A 19,009-nucleotide genomic window follows, 5' to 3' on the forward strand; every position below is an offset into this window, starting at 1 on the left:
TGTCGTCTATTGTAAAGAATCAGACAAATTTTAGTTGTTTTCAAATATTAAGAAACTTATAATCGAACTAGATTACAAAAAAGTGAGGACTTTATATGAGAGCTGAAAAAAGAAAGAAAAAGAGAAAGGTTTTACTTGTCATTTTAACCATACTGGCAGTGTTCGTCCTCTGTACAGGCGGTTATGCATACTACTTATGGCATAAAGCCGCTTCAACCGTTGCAAGTATTCATGAAAGTATTGATAAATCCAAAAAGAGGGACACAGAGGTCAATATCAATAAAAAGGACCCGTTTTCCGTTTTAATCATGGGTGTGGATGAGCGCGACGGCGATAAAGGCCGTGCCGACACGCTCATTTATATGACTGTTAACCCCAAAACGAATACAACCGACATGGTCAGCATACCGCGTGACACATATACAAAAATTATCGGAAAAGGCACGATGGATAAAATCAACCATTCATACGCATATGGCGGTACACAAATGGCAGTTGACACGGTTGAAAACTTCCTCGATGTTCCGGTCGATTATTTTGTAAAAGTCAACATGGAAAGCTTTAGAGACGTTGTTGATACACTCGGCGGCATCACAGTTAACAGCACATTTGCGTTCAGCTATGACGGTTACTCATTCGGCAAAGGAGAAATCACACTGAACGGAAAAGAAGCATTGGCGTATACACGAATGAGAAAAGAAGATCCAAGAGGAGACTTCGGACGTCAGGACCGTCAGCGCCAAGTGATTGAAGGCATTATTAACAAAGGGGCAAATATCTCTTCCGTTACAAAGTTTGGAGATATGTTTAAGGTCGTTGAAAATAATGTGAAAACCAATTTGACGTTCGATAATATGTGGGATATCCAGTCTGATTACAAAGGCGCTCGAAAACATATCAAGCAGCACGAACTGAAAGGCGAAGGCACAAGAATCAATGACGTCTATTACTATAAAGCAGATGAGAGCCAGCTAGCTGACATCTCAAATGAACTGAAAGAAAGCTTAGAAAGCTAAAATAAAAGAAGCTTCGCACCCTATGTGCAAAGCTTCTTTTTTATTTACCCGTAAAAGAGTCCGGATGTTCATTCCGATATCCGTAATGAAACAGCAATTCCTCTACAATCCGGCGGGAGGCCTGTCCATCACCATACGGATTTGAAGCATAGGACATTTTCTGATACTCATCGGCGTCAGTTAAGAGCTCTTTTGCAAGCTGATAAATGTTCTCCTCATTTGTCCCCGCAAGTTTAAGCGTCCCTGCTTCCACTCCTTCAGGGCGCTCCGTCGTATCACGAAGCACAAGCACCGGTTTCCCGAGCGATGGTGCTTCCTCCTGCACTCCTCCGGAATCAGTCAAAATGAAATGGGATTTTGCCGCAAAGTTATGGAAATCAATCACTTCTAAAGGCTCAATCAGATGCACTCTGTCAGAGTCGCCAAAATGCTTCTGAGCCGCTTCCCGGACAACAGGGTTAAGGTGCACAGGGTAAACAACCTGTACATCATTATATTCCTCTACAATTCTGCGGATGGCCTTAAACATGTTTTCCATCGGCTCACCTAAGTTTTCACGGCGATGAGCGGTCAGCAAAATCATCTTATCCTCCCCCACCTGGTCAAGGACAGGGTGTGAATAACCTTCCCTAACTGTTGTGCGAAGCGCGTCAATCGCTGTATTGCCCGTTACAAAAATAGAATCGGCCTTTTTGTTTTCTTTTAACAAGTTGTCTCTTGCCTGTCCTGTCGGCGCAAAATGCAAATCAGCAATGGCACCGGTCATCTGGCGGTTGAGCTCTTCCGGAAACGGAGAATATTTATTGCCTGTACGAAGACCGGCCTCAACATGCCCGACAGCAATTTGATGATAAAACGCGGCGAGGCTTCCGGCAAATGTCGTCGTGGTATCACCGTGGACAAGCACAATATCAGGCTTGATGTCTTTAAACAGCTCATCCAATTTCACAAGCGCATTGGACGTAATTTCTGCCAGCGTCTGCCGCTCCTTCATAATGTTCAAATCGAAATCAGGCTTAATCCGAAACGCTTCAAGCACCTGATCCAGCATTTGTCTGTGCTGGGCAGTCACCGTTACATAGGACTCTATTTCAGGATATTTTTTTAATTCAAGCACAAGCGGCGCCATCTTTATCGCTTCCGGCCTGGTTCCGAAGACGGTCATGACTTTTAGTTTTTTCATAATTGTCACCTGGTTTCTTTGTTTAACGGGCTGTTAGATAGAATTTGGATTGGTCTGATTGTATAAATAGATCTACTTTCTTTCTTATTTTAAAACACCATAGTTTTTTTTCAATATTTTTACTGCAAAAATACACACTTACATCCTTTTTAGGAACCAATGTCGTTTTATATGAATTAATGGATAAAACGATATTGTTGTTTTGTAAATAAGCCGGCGCAAATTTTTGTTCAACGAGATTCCGGTCAACCTGAATCACTGTCCCATCAGCGGAACTGATTTGTTTTTTAATTGGAATTAAAAACTCTTGGTTATTGAATTCTAGCAATAATAAAGATTGCTTCGGAAAAAACAATTGGCTTCCAGGGAATATAAACGTTAAATGCTGATCCGAATCATTATTTCTGAATTCAACTTTCAGAACTTCTTGCTTTCTAATTTCCACCGACAAATTATCGTATGTTTTTGTAAAGTACGGTCTTGCGCTAAAAGCATATTCCCCGTTATTCCCTATATATTTAGCATGTTGCGAATAGGGATACTTTGCTCTGTTGCTGCCAATTCGGGCTCGTTTTTTATAACCGTCAATCTCTGATTCAATAAAGAAGTCCCAAACACCAATATCTTCTTCATTAACGGCCAAATCAGTAAACTTCGTGAGAAATTCAAATTCCCCCCCCTTGGCATACACCGGAGTAATAACTTTTTCAGTTTTTCTTTCACGGTGCACCCAAATACCAGATAACGTTAGCATAACTTGATGCTCTGGTTGTAAAGCCGAGTGGGTTACCGTTCCTTTTAATGAAAAAGTGTTGTTCTTCATTTGAAATTTGCTCACGTAATGACTGATTTTGTTTCTGTCATCAATAATCCGTTCATTCTCTGTTAACTGATAGGGGATAAGGCTGGGATAGTTTGCTATGATATGACCATTTTTTACAGATGTATATTGAGTCATATTTTCTTTATCAGCTTCAAATTGCTTCAAGCCCTTTAGGTCATTATGACGTACAAAATATAATTTTAACCGTGTATGAGAATGAACAAGCCTATCAATTTCCTGAGGAATATTTCGCTCAACAAAATGATGCAGCTCCGTCATCCACTCTTGTTGTTCCTGTTCATCCTCAATTGTTACGGTAAAGTCCGTTGTTCTAGAAAAGTCAAAATGACGATTTAAAAACTTCGCCATAAATTTCATTTTATCGGTACGAGGAAGACGGCTCTCCCGAATCATATCTATGATGACCTTCATTGCACCGTAGTAACTTTGTGGCGCAACATATGCAAATGTCATATGCTCGCCATCATGCTGTACAGCGTAGTAATAATCATAGTCAGCCAAGACAGAAATTTTGTCCGCTTCTAAATAAGCTTTCATGACAAATACCTGATCTTCTGTGGCCTGTATATTAGAAGGGAAATATATGTCATGATTCCTAAGCAGTGAAACTTTAAAAAGTTTTGTCGGGCCAATTGAGTAGACAAGCGGAGATTTCACAAGATCCGCCTCAGGTTTTGTTTCTTTAAATATAGCTTGCGGAACCGATCTGCCATTTACTCCGACCATTTTTCCAAGGACAATATCTGAATCGTGCTGTTTAGCAAATTGATACATTCTCTCAAACGCTTCAATTCCTAAATAATCATCGGAATCTATAAAAAAAATGTATTCACCGCTGGCCGCGCGTATGGCTTGGTTTCTTGGTTCTCCTGGTCCCCCCGAGTTTTCCTCTCGTTCAATAACCGTTATATTAGAATACCGTTCACTGTATTTTTTTAATAGTGGAACCGTGCCATCCTGAGAACAATCATCTACACAAATAATTTCGTACTCACTATTCGGCATGGTTTGTTGAACCAGACTATCCAGGCAGCGGGAGATAAAATGTTCTGAGTTGTATGTGGGTACTGCTGCAGTAATTTTCAACATTACACCTCTATCCTTATCCGCTTCTATTTCTTCTCAAAAGCTCATATAATGAACAAAAATGGCACAGAAATGTATTACTTCGTCATTTCAAATACTTCTTCCCATCTTTCAAACAATCTGTCTTCACTATATTCTGTATCCATTAAGTTTTTTGCATTTTGCCCATATTGAATGGCTTTCTCAGGGTTGTCGTACAAATAAATGATACTCTCAGCAAGCATTTCAATATCATCAGGTTCTACAAGCATTCCCGTTTCGTGTTCTTTTATGAGCTCTCTTGGGCTGTATTTCACATCAAAACTGATTACCGGGGTTGCGCACGAAAACGATTCACAGATTGCAAGGCTGAATCCCTCAAATTTTGATGTTAATAATGTGGCAAGCGCCTGCTGATAAAATGGAGCAGGATTTGCAATATAACCTTTTAAATGTACATTATCTAGCTGGAGATCATCAATCAATTGCTGGTAGTCCTCGTGGCCAGGACCGCTTCCATATATATTTAGAACAACCTCAGGACGCGATTTTTTTACGATTTCCATTGCTTTTATAACCTTATCGATCCCTTTTTCCTCATGATACCTTGCCACCATCACAAATTCATTTTTCTTTTTTTCATAGGTTTGTAATTTTTCAAGCCTTCTTGGAGCATGAGGAATCACAAAAATATTATTGTTTGATTCAAAATCCTTCATGATATCATCTTTTTGTTCATTCGTTAATACGATCAGCCCGTCGTAATCTTTAATATGCTCCATAGCGTATTGATGATTCTTTCGAACTTTGCTGCCCAATGTGTAAGGATAATCTAAATGATTTGAGTGAACACAGTAAAAGCGTTTTGCCAATCCTTTACGCATTTCATTTACTTTTGAAGCACTCCCTACTCCATCACAGATGATAATAGGGTCTGTTTCTTTTTCACACAGTTCTTCAAGCCAATGTGTATGAAATGAATGCTTGTTTTTGAAAAACGCAGCTTCTTTCTCGTTTCGTTCAAACAATACAACTCCCTGACTGGCTCCTGTTTGAAAGTGATACCACTCCGTTAAATAACAAAAGCCATCTGGTGCTGTATAACAAACTTGATTTATTTTTGCTGTTCTCGTATCGAAGAAGACAGTTTTATTGATATACTCACCATTAAAATGTTCCCGCTTCGTTATTTGCATATTTTCATTGAAATAGTCCACATATAAAAGATTATCCGACTCATCCCACTTTTTCTTTTTTATATATAAACCATTATTGAAGTATTCAGTTTCTAATTTTGCCTCGTTATGATAAACAGCATAAGCTTCCTCGAAGCGTTCAAAAATTTGTTTATAGCCATTGCGCTGCTCAACACCTATTTTGATATCGGTGTGCTGATTTTTATAGTAATCATAAATATTGATAATATTCACATTAGGGTGCAGCCTACCAGCCTTCTTCAGCTCTCGCTCAATCTGATCATAGTTCTCTTTATAATCCAGTGTAACCAAGTCAATTTTATGGCCATGCTCTGCAAAAGTATACGATCTTGACATCATAGAGCTTGTAATGCCGCCTTTTTCAATGTCTATTTCATAAATTAGTGAAAAGATCCTTCTCATCTTCAAGCCCCTTCTTCTTGTAAAACCTTTCGCTGCTATTGATTCTTTTTTACAAACAGACGATTGATTAGTTTTCTCCGAAATCCTTCAGCTGTGTGAATTAGCAAATGATTATTTTCTTCTTCTAAAGTGATTCGCCAGCCTGAGATGTTTTGTTCCGTTAACGGAATTTCCTTTTTGTCATTCACTCGTACATTCGCAGCAAAAAAGCTATTATCCCACTCAGAGCAGAGATACAATTCAATCGTAGAAAGGTCATCTAATGCTGAGTGAATACGAAGCGTCCCGCTTACAGTAAAAGTTAAATCTACCTCTCTGTTTACCAGAGCGCTAAACGTACATTCAGTGCCGCTCATCTTATTTTTTAATTTCCAGTACATTTTATTACGGCCAAGGGAATAGGCCGGAACTTCACCTTTAAATTCTGCTTTTGCTGACAAATACAAGTCAGATTTTGATTGCCATTCTGCTGTTAACAGCTCAACATTCATTTCTTTTAATTTATTGTTAAAAGGCACTTGATCAATAAGTTTGTCCACAAAACGTTTGCGGGCAAACGGTTCTTCAGAAACATAGTAAATGTTCGAACGGGGTCCCGTTCTTTCAACCGTATCATTATATCTCGTCAAGGAAGGGACTACGAAAGCATCAAGATAGTTTATTTCTCCTTCAGGGTTATCCAAAATATCATTCGTCTCTATAAAACCTAAGTACGCTGTCGAATATTTCGCTGAAAGAAGCTTCAGCATAGAATAAATTTTCATTTCTGAAGTTAACAGCAGATAGTCCGTTTCATTTATCAAGCGGCTCAGAAAATACTGGGAAAGTTCATTTTCTGAATATAAAACACTCTCTATACTGTCTTTTTCGTCAAAAATAATAATTTTTTCAGTCGCCCCATCATGCTTATACCACTTCGTCATATAACAGGTGCCGTCAGCCCTCAAAAAGAGATGCTGCTTTGGTTTGTTGGTCTCCAAGTCCATGTACATCAAGCTGTGTACATAGCCGTTTGCATCATATTCCTCTCGTTTAAACCTTTGCCTGTTATCATTAAAATAATCCGCGACAGCAAGTGCTCCCGCTGCTGTAAATCTTTGATATTTTATATAACGCCCGTCACGGTAATATCGAAATATTGGTTTGTCTTGTTCTTGAACATGCGTTAAACCTTCTTCTTCAACCTGATGCTCTATTTTATGTTTCTGAGGTTCAGGCCCTTTAAAGAAGCTGTACAAATTGATAACAGTAGCTTCTTTAAAAGAGGAGGGTGCATTAGGCTCATGATTTATAGTGACAATGTCCATTGGATAATTCCAATCAATTGAATTAATGTTGTTTTTTTTAGCAGAATGAAGCCCTGAACAAACGTATGCTAATTTAGGATGAGAAACCTTAATTGTCATAATTTATAATTACCTTTCGCTAAAATCGTACAGTTATATGTCAGAAGTACATTATATCATTTTTAATTAGCTGGCTCTAGAACGAAGAAACGGTTATTCTCAAGAACTTTTTGGAACATTTTAAGCCAATAACCTCTGTCTGTTAACTGAAATTAATTAATGATATTTTTTGTATTTTCTATATTTTCCAGAGATAAAACCCACTGAATTGACCCTTGTTTAAAATTGGTTTTTCTTATATGATTAAATGTGTTTAACAGATTGAAAACAGGGTATTGAGAAAAAAAGAAACTTCAAAATTTTACATACTCAGCATTTCATAAAGCTGAACCTAAATCTGTTCTTAAGGAAGGTGCTTTGAAAGTGAAAAAAGTGCGTAAAGCCATAATCCCTGCAGCCGGGCTCGGAACGAGATTTTTACCGGCTACGAAAGCAATGCCGAAAGAAATGCTTCCTATCGTAGATAAACCAACCATTCAATACATAATTGAAGAAGCTGTTGAGTCCGGTATTGAGGACATTATTATTGTAACAGGCAAAAGCAAGCGTGCGATTGAGGATCATTTTGATTACTCTCCTGAGCTTGAAAGAAACCTTGAAGAAAAAGGAAAGATTGAACTCCTCGAAAAAGTGAAAAAATCTTCTAATCTGGCTGACATCCACTACATCCGCCAAAAAGAGCCTAAAGGACTTGGACATGCTGTATGGTGCGCTCGTAACTTTATCGGCGATGAACCTTTTGCGGTTCTGCTTGGAGACGATATCGTTCAGGCGGAAAAACCAGGATTGCGCCAGTTAATGGATGAATATGAAAGAACACTTTCTTCTATTATAGGTGTTCAGCAAGTGCCTGAAGAAGAAACTCACCGCTACGGTATTATCGATCCGCTGACAAGTGAAGGCCGCCGTTATCAGGTGAAAAACTTTGTTGAGAAGCCGTCTAAAGGCACAGCACCTTCTAACCTTGCTATCTTAGGCCGTTACGTATTTACACCTGAGATCTTTATGTACTTAGAAGAGCAGCAGGTTGGCGCAGGCGGAGAAATTCAGCTGACAGACGCCATTCAAAAGCTGAATGAAATTCAAAGAGTGTTTGCTTACGATTTTGAAGGCAAGCGCTATGATGTCGGCGAAAAGCTCGGCTTTATCACAACCACTCTTGAGTTTGCGATGCAGGATAAAGAACTCCGCGGACAGCTCATTCCATTCATGGAAAACTTATTAAACAAAGAAGAAATCTAAACATAAAAAAGGCTATTGGACATTCATCCAATAGCCTTTTATTATTTCAACATCAAGGTCAGCGTATGCTCTTCATTATCAACTGCAAAGGTCTGATCATCTGTATTCACAAGAAAACGATTCTTGCTGCCGTCGTCATACAATACATCACTGTCACTTAATGATAATGACGCTGGAGTAACGGGAGAAATGTTGTGAAAGATAAGCTGTGACGCTTTATTATCTTCCAATACATAGCTGATCTTTTCATAATCAAAATCCAAAGTCTTTCTGCCGTCAGCTGTTTCTCCTTCTGTAAAACCGTTCAGTTTTGATTGAATACTGTCACTGCTGTCTCCGAGGAACTTCAGGAAGTATTCATAGGAAGCTGCTGCGTTTTGCTGGACATGAGGTGTAAAAGCAGAAGCCGGCAATTCCGCCTTCCTCACATCAGTCACAACAGCGTTCTTCTTCACAAAATATGAATGTCCGTCAAACTTAACTTTTGCTGCTTGTTTGCCTTTTGCGCTTACCGTCACTGCAGTACCGAAAGGCAGTGTAACACTGGCCTTCTTTTTCAGATCTTGGTCTTTATAGACTGTCACTTCTTCATCAATTATAAAGCCTTTTTTATTCATTACAGTTAGGCTTTCCTCCATCTTGCCCTTTGCATCGCTATGATGCTTCTTGACTTCATTCTGCGGAATTGCGCCAAACGAAGCAATCGTTCGAAGCGGAGCATCAAAGAACATCGTGCCCGCAATAAAAACTGTCAAGAAAGACAAAATCGCAATTTGTACTGCATTGGCCAGTGATTTTGGCTTTTTCTTCTTTTTGCGGAAACGGGCAAAAGCTTCAGGATCTTCTTTCTTGCGCTCTTCCGTCTGCTCTTTTTTATATGTTTCTTTTTCTTTTTTCGAGAGCTTATTAAACCAGTCAATAAACGCTTTGTACTCTTTCACAACTGTTTTTGTATCATCAAACATCCGAAGTTCGCCGTAATGCATCCAAGCAACGCGGTCACACATTTTCTCAATCTGGCCGATGGAATGGCTGACAAAGAAAATGGTTTTTCCTTGTTGTTTAAACTCATTAATTCTGTCTACACATTTCTGATAAAACGTTTGGTCTCCTACGGAGAGCGCTTCATCAATAATTAAAATATCCGGATCAATATGAACGGAAATCGCGAAACCGAGACGCGATTTCATCCCGCTGGAATAGTTTTTAACCGGCTGATTAATAAAATCGCCAATCTCCGCAAATTCAACAATACTGTCATACATGTCATCAATTTCTTTATTTGTTAGACCCATCATCAAACACTTGAGCCGGACGTTGTCCCGGCCCGTTAATTGATTATTTAAACCGGCCGCGATCGCAATCAGCGACGGCTGGCCGTTCATTTCAATTTCACCGCTGGTCGGCGGAATAATTTTAGCCAGCAGGTTAGACATAGTCGATTTCCCCGACCCGTTTATCCCTACAAAGCCGATTGTTTCTCCCTCATACACGTCAAAGGAGACATTCCGCACAGCAAAAAAACCATTATCCTTAGCCGGAAAAAACAATCCTTTAATCTTGTCCGATTGTTTTTTATACAAATGATACTGCTTTGAAACATTTCGAAACGAAACTTTTAGTTTCATCGTACAATCTCCTTACGTATTAAAGAAAGTCAACAAACTTGTCTCTGAATTTCATATGCAGGATAGAACCTACTGTTAATAAAAGAAAAGTGAACAGCCAGAAATACAGCGTGTATTTCATATCTTGGAAAAACCATTTCCCGTCTAAGAAGCTGTTCCGGAATCCTTCTATCAAATAATAAATCGGATTCAGTTTAAGCACAGGCAGAAGGTTCGGATGATTTTTTCCAAGCTGCTCTGATATATTCCAAAAAATCGGAAGTAAGAAGAACAATAATCTGGTAACGGCCTGCAGCAAAAATTGATAATCTCTGACAAGCACACTGATTGTAGAGTTAAACAAACTAAACGAAAACATAAATACAATCATGCAGATTAAATAGTAAATATATTGTATCCAATGCAAGCTTGGGTAAATACCACTTGCTAACAGAACTATGACATAAACACCCATCATCACAAAATAACTAAATAAATTTGAAGCAATCACGACAGATGGCAGGGAACTGATCGGAAAATTCATTTTCGCGACCATATTGATCCGCTTAAACACACTGTTTGATCCATCAAGAATCGTCGGACTAATAAAAAACCATGGAATCAAACCAGCCAGCATCCAAACAATAAAAGGCACTTCACCGATACCCGTTATGATTGGCTTACTGTTACGAATTCCCATACCAAATACAAACCAGTACGCCAGCATTTGAATGAGGGGATTTAAAAACTGCCATAATACACCAAGATAATTCATCTGATACTGAGACTTTGTCTCATACGAAGCCAAGCGCAAAATTAAAGGAAACGATGTCACTTGCTCTTTTACGATTCTTACTAATGCATTCATTGTTTATCTTCCTTAGACTTAAATGATTTTTGGGATCTTTCGGTTAAAGAAATTTGAAAGCACCGATGAATATTGTAACAGATAATAAGTTTTTTTTCACATTGCAGCAATCTAAAATTTAATGTATAGAAAAAGCCGACAGATATACTCCATCGGTCTTTTTCATAGTTCTCATCAATTTGCTCTTTTTACAGATTTTAGAATCGTATTGAAGATTCGTTCATTGTTTTGATCATCTTTAAATTTAAAGATCTTTTTAGAGCTCTCTTTATATTGCTTATCTATTATAAAATCTCGATTACAAATCTCAATTATGTTATTAACAACAGTTTCTTCTTCTGATGCCACTATACCAATGTCTTCAGATTTAATTTCATTTACTCTGATAGAATGATTGTCATAAGGATCAAATTGGTAAAAAACAACTGGTTTATTCATAAACAAAAAATCTGCAGAAACGGATGAATAATCTGTAACCAATAATGAGCTTTCTTTAATCAAATCAGATACTACTGCATTATTTTTTGTTAAAATTTCAATTTGCGGATGGTCAACATTGAAATTTTCTATATACTTTTGCATTTGATAATGCATATAAAACTTGACCTTAATACCCTTTCCCTCTATCATATTAAGAAATTTTTCATTTTTAAGTAAACTTTGGTATGTTAGAAAGTACTTAGATTTCAAGAAGTTATGCTTATTCATTTGAACTAAACTTCTTCTCCAGGTCGGCATAATTAAAATCTGGTCTTTATTCGATTTATTTTTCGCTAATTTATCGAATCTTGAAAGCCCGGTGACGATAACTTCATCACTGTTGTAACCTAGAGTATTAAGGATAATTTCTTTTTCTTTTTCTGAACTGCTAATAACAAGATCTTGATTATACTTTTCTTTATGCAAATAGGGTGAAATGTTATACATGATTAAGCCGTGCTGCAAACAGATATTATATTTTTCATTTAAAATTCTTTTATAATATTTGTTATACACTTTTGAAGGCCATGGATATAAACCTTCCTGAAACGTCCATGCACTTATATATGCGTTTGCTAAAAACATAAATAATTTATGTTTAAAACTAGAGTGATAAAGTATATTTCCTAATCGTTCTACCTTTTCAGCATGCGGAGATCCTTTATCAATAATATAATAGATCTTTTTATCTGGGTGATTTGTTCTGCAATACTCAAAAAAGGAAAATCCATTGTCTTCAGCTTGATCATATCTCTCCCCGACTAACCATACATCTTTTCTATATATCTGCTTCACTATATATGCAAGAAAAATAAGAAGATATTTATTTATCAGGTGCTTTATATGACGATATTGATACTTCAAATCTCTCAATGGCTTCGTTAATTTCCAAGATAACGATTTTTCAAATAACGGAACTCTCGCAAAATAAGATTTATAAGTTCTTGATTGATTGAACCAGTGTCTTTTACTTTTTAACAACTTCATAAACTCTGTTGCTTCATAATAACAGTCCTTCTGGATCAATTTAAAAAAAGTTCCATAACCTACTTCATTGAAGTCATAAATATCTTCTACACTAACAACTTCACTTACCTTTTTTATTGTATCGTATGCATCACTGTGATCTTTATCTAATAAATTATTCAAAAAAACATTGGAATCTGCATAAGACATTAATGTTTCTAGTATCAAAAATCCGTATGTCTCTAAAAATTGCTTATTTTTTATGCTTACAATGTTTTTTAATGAATTGATATTGCATTGATAACTATATTCTATTAATTCATTATCTACAAAACACTCGCCTAAAAAATCCATTTCAATGTTCATTGTATCTTGCTCAAAAAAGAATTGAATTAAGTTGTCACGATTAAAAATATTTGTTGAAAAGAAATAAGTATCAATCAAATATTGTTTTTTCATTATCCTCGAAGCAATAATGTTTTCAAATTGATTATTAAACAATTTATTTGCACTTATTATAGGTGCTCCATTTCTATTCATCTTTTCAGTAAGACTTTTCAATAAACCTGAATCATAACGATATTCTATGTTTGAAAGAAATACATACTTTCCCTTACTAAGTGAAATATCAAAATTTTTATTACTCATTAAATATACATTTTCATCTGGATTTTGATCAGGTATATCAGTTTCTACAACAAAAAATATCTCCAAACTATTCCAATTCATACTTTGACCTTTAACAAAGTCAATATATGTTTGTATTAAGCTGTTATCTTGAGTGCCAACTGGAATCAATAATGTAGTCTCAATCACTAACCAATTTCTCCTTAATTTTATATTTCAACTTGTTTGTTTTAATTTTGCTTCTAAAAATTTTAGTTATTCTCCATGAAAGTGAGTTTTTTATGGCCTGCTGCCGCTTAAACATTTTTTGCAATTCTATTCCTGTACTATACCACCATCGTCTCGAGACGATCATAGAATTGTATTCCAAAGCTTCTAATAAGAGGTTTTTTTCAATCAAACTAAGCAAAGGTTTTTCAATAGAAAAATATTTTTCAGTAATATCAGGGTTAAATCCTTGTACAACAGGTCTAATCATTTCTAATATTTCAAGTCTTTCAGCTACAGGAACTTTGTTAAATTCAGGATCACAGATTTTCCACAAAAGAGACCTGAAAGCATTTATTTGAAAATAAGAGTATTCTTTTTCATTTAGAAATTTTTTTATTTTTAATGCAGCTGTTACATCATTTTGAAGGGTTTTTTTAATATTTTGCTGTGTCAGGGATAGATTGTTTGCATCATTTCTTGTTCTATAGTAATAAATATATTCAGGTATATAACTAAACTTTTTTGCTTTTGTGAAGAGAGCCATATCATAAATTTTATCTTCCCCATTCCTCATACCCTCTGGAAATAATATATTATGCTCTCTTAAGAAACTTGTTTTTACTAATTTTAAGTAGACAGCTGTTTTCACTTGAAGGAAGAACGGAACAGTTTCTATATTTACATCATTATAATGCTTGTGCATAAAATAATTTTTAAATGTTATGTGCTCATGTGTTTTTCCATTTTCGTCATTAAAGCTAAGCATTTTGCCCATAACGAAATCTGAATTATTTTTTTCCATGACCTTATATAATTTTTCATAAGCATCTGCTGGAATGTAATCATCAGGATCCAAAAATATAATGTATTCACCTTTAGCTTCGTTAATCCCAATATTTCTTGGCTTTCCTGGCGCTCCGCAGTTTTCGTTTAAGTGAATCACTCTTATATTTTTAAACCGTTCCGCATATTTATCTAAAATGGCGGCGGTGCCATCTGTTGAACAATCATTGACCAAGATAACTTCTATCTTCTCAAATCCTAATGTCTGATTAATTATAGATTCCAGACATTCTTCTACATATGCTTCTACGTTGTAAACAGGTAAAACTACACTGATTAATGGATAATCCAACTTAATTTCTCCTTATTAAATTCATTTATTGTTTAGATTTTAATTCAGTTTGAATATCTTCAAGCACAATTGAATTTAATCTATCCATAAATTTTTTATAATATGCTGATTCATAGTGAGAAAACGACTTTCCGAAAGGGTATCGCTCATCACCAATAAAAGGTGTATTTGTCAGGTCAATAATATTAACATTGGGTAACATATTTTCAAAATAGTTATCAACTTTATCCCAAAAATAATTATTTCTTTCAATTAGTTCCTGATCTCCAAAAAATTTAATTTCACCATTTATATCTCTATATTTATAAGTAAAACGCCCTTTATTTAGAATAATTTTAGATTCAGGTAAAATCTCTGTCACTTTAGCAATAAAATCGTTAAGTGCTTTTTTAAAAACTTCAAAATACTTGCTATTATCATTATGATTAATAATAACTGCATTTTTTAAGTTCTTAAAAAAATGGCTTTTTTCAATTATAAAACTTGCACTGGCATACTGGTGTTCACTGAACTGAATAAGTGATTTTGCAGCATCAGAGTAAAGGTCAATAATTAAGTAATCAGGCTGAGATGCCTTTAGTTTTTCAAAAAAATCTTTTTTGAAATCTGTCTCAACAAAGTTTATATCTTGATCTTTTATATCTTTAAATTCTTCCTGATTAAAGGCGATCGGTTTAGAAACCAAGCTTACTATTGATGAGTGGAACTGAGTATAAACACACTCATAAATCTTCTTATATCCAGGGTTGAAATACTCTCTGGAGTTAAAAGGGTTTCTGCTGAAGCAAGTACCCATCACAGCAATTCGTATCGGTCTAGTCCCTACTGTTTGCCGGTCTGAAATAAAAAGCGAAAGATTAGATTTCCCATTAACAAAAAACTTGGCCTCGGAATTTTTTAAGCACCTTGAATTTGTTTTAAAATAGCTAAATGAATAAGATGTGCCTTTATTTACTTTAACTTCATTTTCTATAATGTTACTTTCTTTGTCTAACCTAATAAAAGCATCCCAAACGTCGTTTCCTTTAAGGTAAGACTTAGACAAAATATTCGATTTTATTATTTTAGATATAAACTGACCTTCATTAAATTCTATTGGAAGAGCTATCTCGTCATAATATTCAACTTCTTTTCCTAGGACTCTTCTTCTTTTTAATACAAAAGACAGATTTGAATGCAAGTTGTAAGCTAAGCTATCTTCTCCCACTTCCATAAAAAACTTCAAATCATCCCCAGTGTTTTCCACTCTAATTAAAGTTGGACTGAAGTTGTTAATTATTGTCTCAAAGGAAAGTTGACTTTTAGGATTTATATTAGCCTTTAAAGTATAAAACTCGTTAATGTTATAATTATTTTCAAGGAGCACTTCTATTAAAGAGCTATCTACATTAACTTTTAAATATATCTCTTTTTGATTCGATAACAACTTATTATCATTATCTTTAGGAATTTCTGTTTTTATAAAAACATCAAGAAGTTCATCATTTATTAACAAATCTTTTGGGATAGAGAAATATAGCATTTCTGATATGTTTTCTTCTTTTGCTATATTTATTTCATTTGAATAGAAATATAGACTAGGTTGATCCCGTTTTAGAAGAGATAACGACAATTGTCTTTTTGATAAACGATCATAGTCTGCCCCAGTACACTCAATTTTCAAATGAAAATGATTTGCATCTTGTTTAAGATTCTTTAAAACGGGTACAAATTCGATAGGCCTTATAAAAAACGCTAAAGATTTGTCTTTAGCAATATAGGGCCTGACTTTAAATATAGAATGTTGATGAGGAACAAAATAGGCATAAGTAGTTTTTTCAGAGCTATTAAATTTCAATGGTATATTTTCTAGTGTGGTTGCCATATAAATTGACCAATAGCTTTCACTTACATTACAAGAAGTAAAAACTTCGTTAAGATTAACGTATAACCATAAAGAGCTTTTATTTATGTCTTCATATTCAAGTTTAATCTGTTCATGAAGCTCCGTATCTCGACTATTTTCCTTTTTTCCGAAGTAAAAATCGTTAGAACCTTCATATCCATTACGATCACAAAGAATCTTCAAACTTCCCCTTTTTTCGTCATATATTACATCTACTATGTTCATGTCATTTCGCCTTTCCGAAATATGCTTTTTTAGTACGTAATATTTTTTTACCGAGGGATTTAAATATATTGACTTCATTTAAAATAATATTAAAATTTTGCCCCTCTAAGCCTATTGAAAATTTTAATATCCAAATAGGAAGTTTTAATTTAAAACCAGCATATTTATAATCTCTAACTTTATTGCCCCATATTTCTATTTTCTCATCAAGTAAGATTTGCTTGGCATATATTTTTTTATGAAGATACTTAAGATAAATTCTGTCTTCTTTTTTCATTTCATAAAGCTCATTAACAAAGTGACCTTGTAAAACTAAATAAATCCCTCTAAATTTAACATCATTGATTGTTACGTTTTTATTTGCTAACTTATCAATACCAGAAGAGAAGGAATATTTTTCTTGTTTATACTTTAACAAAAGTTCTTTATAGTAACTATTCATGTCCTGTTCTACAATATACTTAGATTCTATTTCGCACAAAATATTTTTAAACTCAATAATAAACTGATTAAAATCTTCTGTATCCATTATTTCAATAGCTGAATCTCTATTATTTGGATAAAGGTATAATTTAATATGATAAGCTGTTAGATATTGTACATACGGAAGTATCTCTCCATAGATTTGTTTAGACCATTTAAACAAAACAAAGTATGAATTTTTCAAAAAAGCTGTATAACGTTTTTGTGATAGCCAAGAAGTATCAACTAATGAATTTTTCTCAGTTCTTTTTCTATAAAAATACTTTCCATTTGCTACAACCCCGTAACATGATTCATTTAATATTAGTTTATTCATAAAAAGGGCATCTTCCCAAAAGTCTAAATTTTCGTCGAATGTTGAGCCGTATTTATTTAAAAGAGCTTTTTTAAAAAAGCTCCCACCTATGAAATATTGAGGAGCATCATATTCATTTAAAATGTCAATTACTCTATTCCCTTTAAGAAAACGGTAATTTAACTTGTGTTCGCCTTCTCTGGAGCCAAAATAGTATATTGGTAATACGGCAATATTTACATTACGACCTGTTGTCTCAAAAAAATCCTTTATATGGTGGAGCGCCCCACTTGATAACTTATCATCAGAGTCAAGGAATCCGATATAATCAGATGATTCATTCACTAATCTTAGTCCAATATTTCTCGCAGCAGATGGACCAGCGTTATTTATTCTTTTATAATCAATATTATTAGGAAACTTTTTTTGTAACTCTTCACAAATTTTTTTACTATTATCGGTGCTACCATCATCAACTAAAATCAATTGAATATACTTTTCGAAGTCAAGTGTTTGATTGATGACACTATCTATAGTTTCAAGTAAATACTTTTCTGCATTATATACTGGAATAATTAATGAGAATATACCACTTACCTCCTTCCCGCTCTATAAAATACTTTCAATAACTCTTTTGGCCGCAAAACCATCTTCCATAGAGCAAAATTCCTCGTAAAAATGATTATAGTCTTTTGGTAAAGAGGTATTATTTATAACGTATTTCAACTTTAAAAATAGATCTTCTTTATTTTCTACTATTTCACCTGGAGCATTTTTCTCCAAGTCGAAATAAAAACCTCGCAGTTTATCTCTATAGTTCTCCAAATCATACGTATAGAATAACATCGGCTTTTTAAGATTACCGAAATCAAAAAATACAGACGAATAGTCAGTAATTAAAATGTCACTTATCAAGTATAAATCTCTGATATCTTGATATAACGAAACATCTTTAACAAAATGACTGTATTTTTGTAAATCAAAGTTTTCTCGGACCAAATAATGCATTCTCAATAAAAAAACAGCAGAGTTCTGAAATTCATTTTTTAATTCTTCTAAATCCAGTTGTAAATTAAATTTATATTTACCTACGCCATAAAACTCGTTATCTCTCCATGTAGGTGCATATAAAATGATTTTTTTATTATCGTCAATATTTAATTTTCTTTTAATTTTTTTGATAATCACATCTCTATTTTTTGCATATAATATGTCGTTTCTAGGATAACCAGACTCAATAATTTCTTTTTTAAACTGAAAAGCACTTCTAAAAATCTCTGTAGAGTAAGCATTAGGCGAAATTAGATAATCCCATTTACTAGCCTCTTTTAGAAAGTTTTTTTTATATTGCTCAGTCGTCGTGCCTGGCATATGTACTTCATCCATGTCATTTGCGAGTTTTTTTAGGGGGGTTCCGTGCCAAGTCTGCACATATGTGGTGTTTCTCGGTTTTGGGATCCATAATGGCAAGCGGCTGTTTGTTATCCAGTATTTCGCTGTAGCCATATACCATAGCCATTTTAGAGAGAATCTCCTTAAATAATTTACATCCAAATTCTCAAATAAGTCCTTGTTTCTTTTATCTATACTCCAGAATAATTGGTAATCATATTTATCTTTATTTTCCTCAAGGTATTCAAATATTGCTCTTGGGTTGCAGCTAAATTGCTTTCCCGAATAACTTTCGAAAATTATTAGCCTTTCGTTTCTGGGCAATAGCCCAATTATTCTAAAAACAATTGAGTATACTACGACCAATAGACTTCTATATTTTTTAAAAATCATTGATTTCATTTTAGACTCCTTAAATATAAAACAATTAAATGTTTCTCTCCGTAAACAAGAAAAAAAGA

The 19,009-nt window shown here is 34.6% G+C and carries 13 protein-coding genes; 2 read left to right on the forward strand and 11 right to left on the reverse strand.

Going from position 1 to position 19,009, the window contains the following annotated elements; all coding sequences use genetic code 11:
• Nucleotides 1–95 precede the first annotated feature (95 nt).
• Nucleotides 96–1,016: a polyisoprenyl-teichoic acid--peptidoglycan teichoic acid transferase TagU gene (tagU, locus tag HC660_RS17995; RefSeq protein ID WP_168748879.1), complete on the forward strand. Its 921-nt coding sequence runs from the start codon at nt 96–98 to the stop codon at nt 1,014–1,016.
• 40 nt (nt 1,017–1,056) lie between these two features.
• Here tagU and wecB read toward each other — a convergent pair whose 3' ends face one another.
• The 4 genes from wecB to HC660_RS18015 all read right to left on the reverse strand — a co-directional run bounded on the left by wecB (nt 1,057) and on the right by HC660_RS18015 (nt 7,136).
• Nucleotides 1,057–2,199, reverse strand: a complete 1,143-nt coding sequence (gene wecB / locus HC660_RS18000) for a non-hydrolyzing UDP-N-acetylglucosamine 2-epimerase (protein WP_103671250.1) — start codon at nt 2,197–2,199, stop codon at nt 1,057–1,059.
• Nucleotides 2,200–2,221: 22 nt separating this feature from the next.
• Nucleotides 2,222–4,132 carry a glycosyltransferase gene (locus tag HC660_RS18005; protein ID WP_168748880.1) on the reverse strand — a complete coding sequence of 637 codons (1,911 nt, stop codon included), beginning with the start codon at nt 4,130–4,132 and terminating at the stop codon, nt 2,222–2,224.
• 74 nt (nt 4,133–4,206) lie between these two features.
• A complete protein-coding gene (locus HC660_RS18010) occupies nt 4,207–5,727 on the reverse strand; it encodes a glycosyltransferase (protein ID WP_168748881.1) in 1,521 nt (506 codons plus the stop codon).
• 35 nt (nt 5,728–5,762) lie between these two features.
• Complete coding sequence (locus tag HC660_RS18015; RefSeq protein ID WP_168749515.1) at nt 5,763–7,136, reverse strand: alpha-glucosyltransferase N-terminal domain-containing protein; 1,374 nt, start codon at nt 7,134–7,136, stop codon at nt 5,763–5,765.
• A gap of 360 nt (nt 7,137–7,496) precedes the next feature.
• Between HC660_RS18015 and galU the strand changes: the two genes are divergently transcribed.
• Nucleotides 7,497–8,375, forward strand: a complete 879-nt coding sequence (gene galU / locus HC660_RS18020) for a UTP--glucose-1-phosphate uridylyltransferase GalU (protein WP_010332089.1) — start codon at nt 7,497–7,499, stop codon at nt 8,373–8,375.
• 41 nt (nt 8,376–8,416) lie between these two features.
• Here galU and tagH read toward each other — a convergent pair whose 3' ends face one another.
• The 7 genes from tagH to HC660_RS18055 form a co-directional block, all read right to left on the reverse strand.
• Nucleotides 8,417–10,003 (reverse strand): teichoic acids export ABC transporter ATP-binding subunit TagH, encoded by a 1,587-nt coding sequence (gene tagH, locus HC660_RS18025; protein ID WP_168748882.1) that lies wholly within the window; start codon nt 10,001–10,003, stop codon nt 8,417–8,419.
• A 19-nt stretch (nt 10,004–10,022) separates the two neighbouring features.
• Complete coding sequence (tagG, locus tag HC660_RS18030) at nt 10,023–10,850, reverse strand: teichoic acids export ABC transporter permease subunit TagG (RefSeq protein ID WP_059353643.1); 828 nt, start codon at nt 10,848–10,850, stop codon at nt 10,023–10,025.
• A 174-nt stretch (nt 10,851–11,024) separates the two neighbouring features.
• Nucleotides 11,025–13,112 carry a CDP-glycerol glycerophosphotransferase family protein gene (locus HC660_RS18035; RefSeq protein ID WP_168748883.1) on the reverse strand — a complete coding sequence of 696 codons (2,088 nt, stop codon included), beginning with the start codon at nt 13,110–13,112 and terminating at the stop codon, nt 11,025–11,027.
• Nucleotides 13,105–14,268 (reverse strand): glycosyltransferase family 2 protein, encoded by a 1,164-nt coding sequence (locus HC660_RS18040; protein WP_168748884.1) that lies wholly within the window; start codon nt 14,266–14,268, stop codon nt 13,105–13,107. Before HC660_RS18040 ends, HC660_RS18035 begins: the two co-directional genes overlap by 8 nt.
• Nucleotides 14,269–14,293: 25 nt before the next feature.
• Complete coding sequence (locus tag HC660_RS18045; protein ID WP_168748885.1) at nt 14,294–16,378, reverse strand: DUF6270 domain-containing protein; 2,085 nt, start codon at nt 16,376–16,378, stop codon at nt 14,294–14,296.
• A gap of 1 nt (nt 16,379) precedes the next feature.
• The gene (locus HC660_RS18050; protein ID WP_168749517.1) at nt 16,380–17,744 is read right to left on the reverse strand and encodes a glycosyltransferase family 2 protein; all 1,365 of its coding nucleotides are present in this window, start codon (nt 17,742–17,744) and stop codon (nt 16,380–16,382) included.
• Nucleotides 17,745–17,765: 21 nt separating this feature from the next.
• A complete protein-coding gene (locus HC660_RS18055) occupies nt 17,766–18,950 on the reverse strand; it encodes a CDP-glycerol glycerophosphotransferase family protein (RefSeq protein ID WP_168748886.1) in 1,185 nt (394 codons plus the stop codon).
• Nucleotides 18,951–19,009: the final 59 nt, after the last annotated feature.

The sequence above is a fragment of the Bacillus mojavensis genome, assembly GCF_012648005.1.
GTDB classification, from domain to species: Bacteria; Bacillota; Bacilli; order Bacillales; family Bacillaceae; genus Bacillus; species Bacillus mojavensis.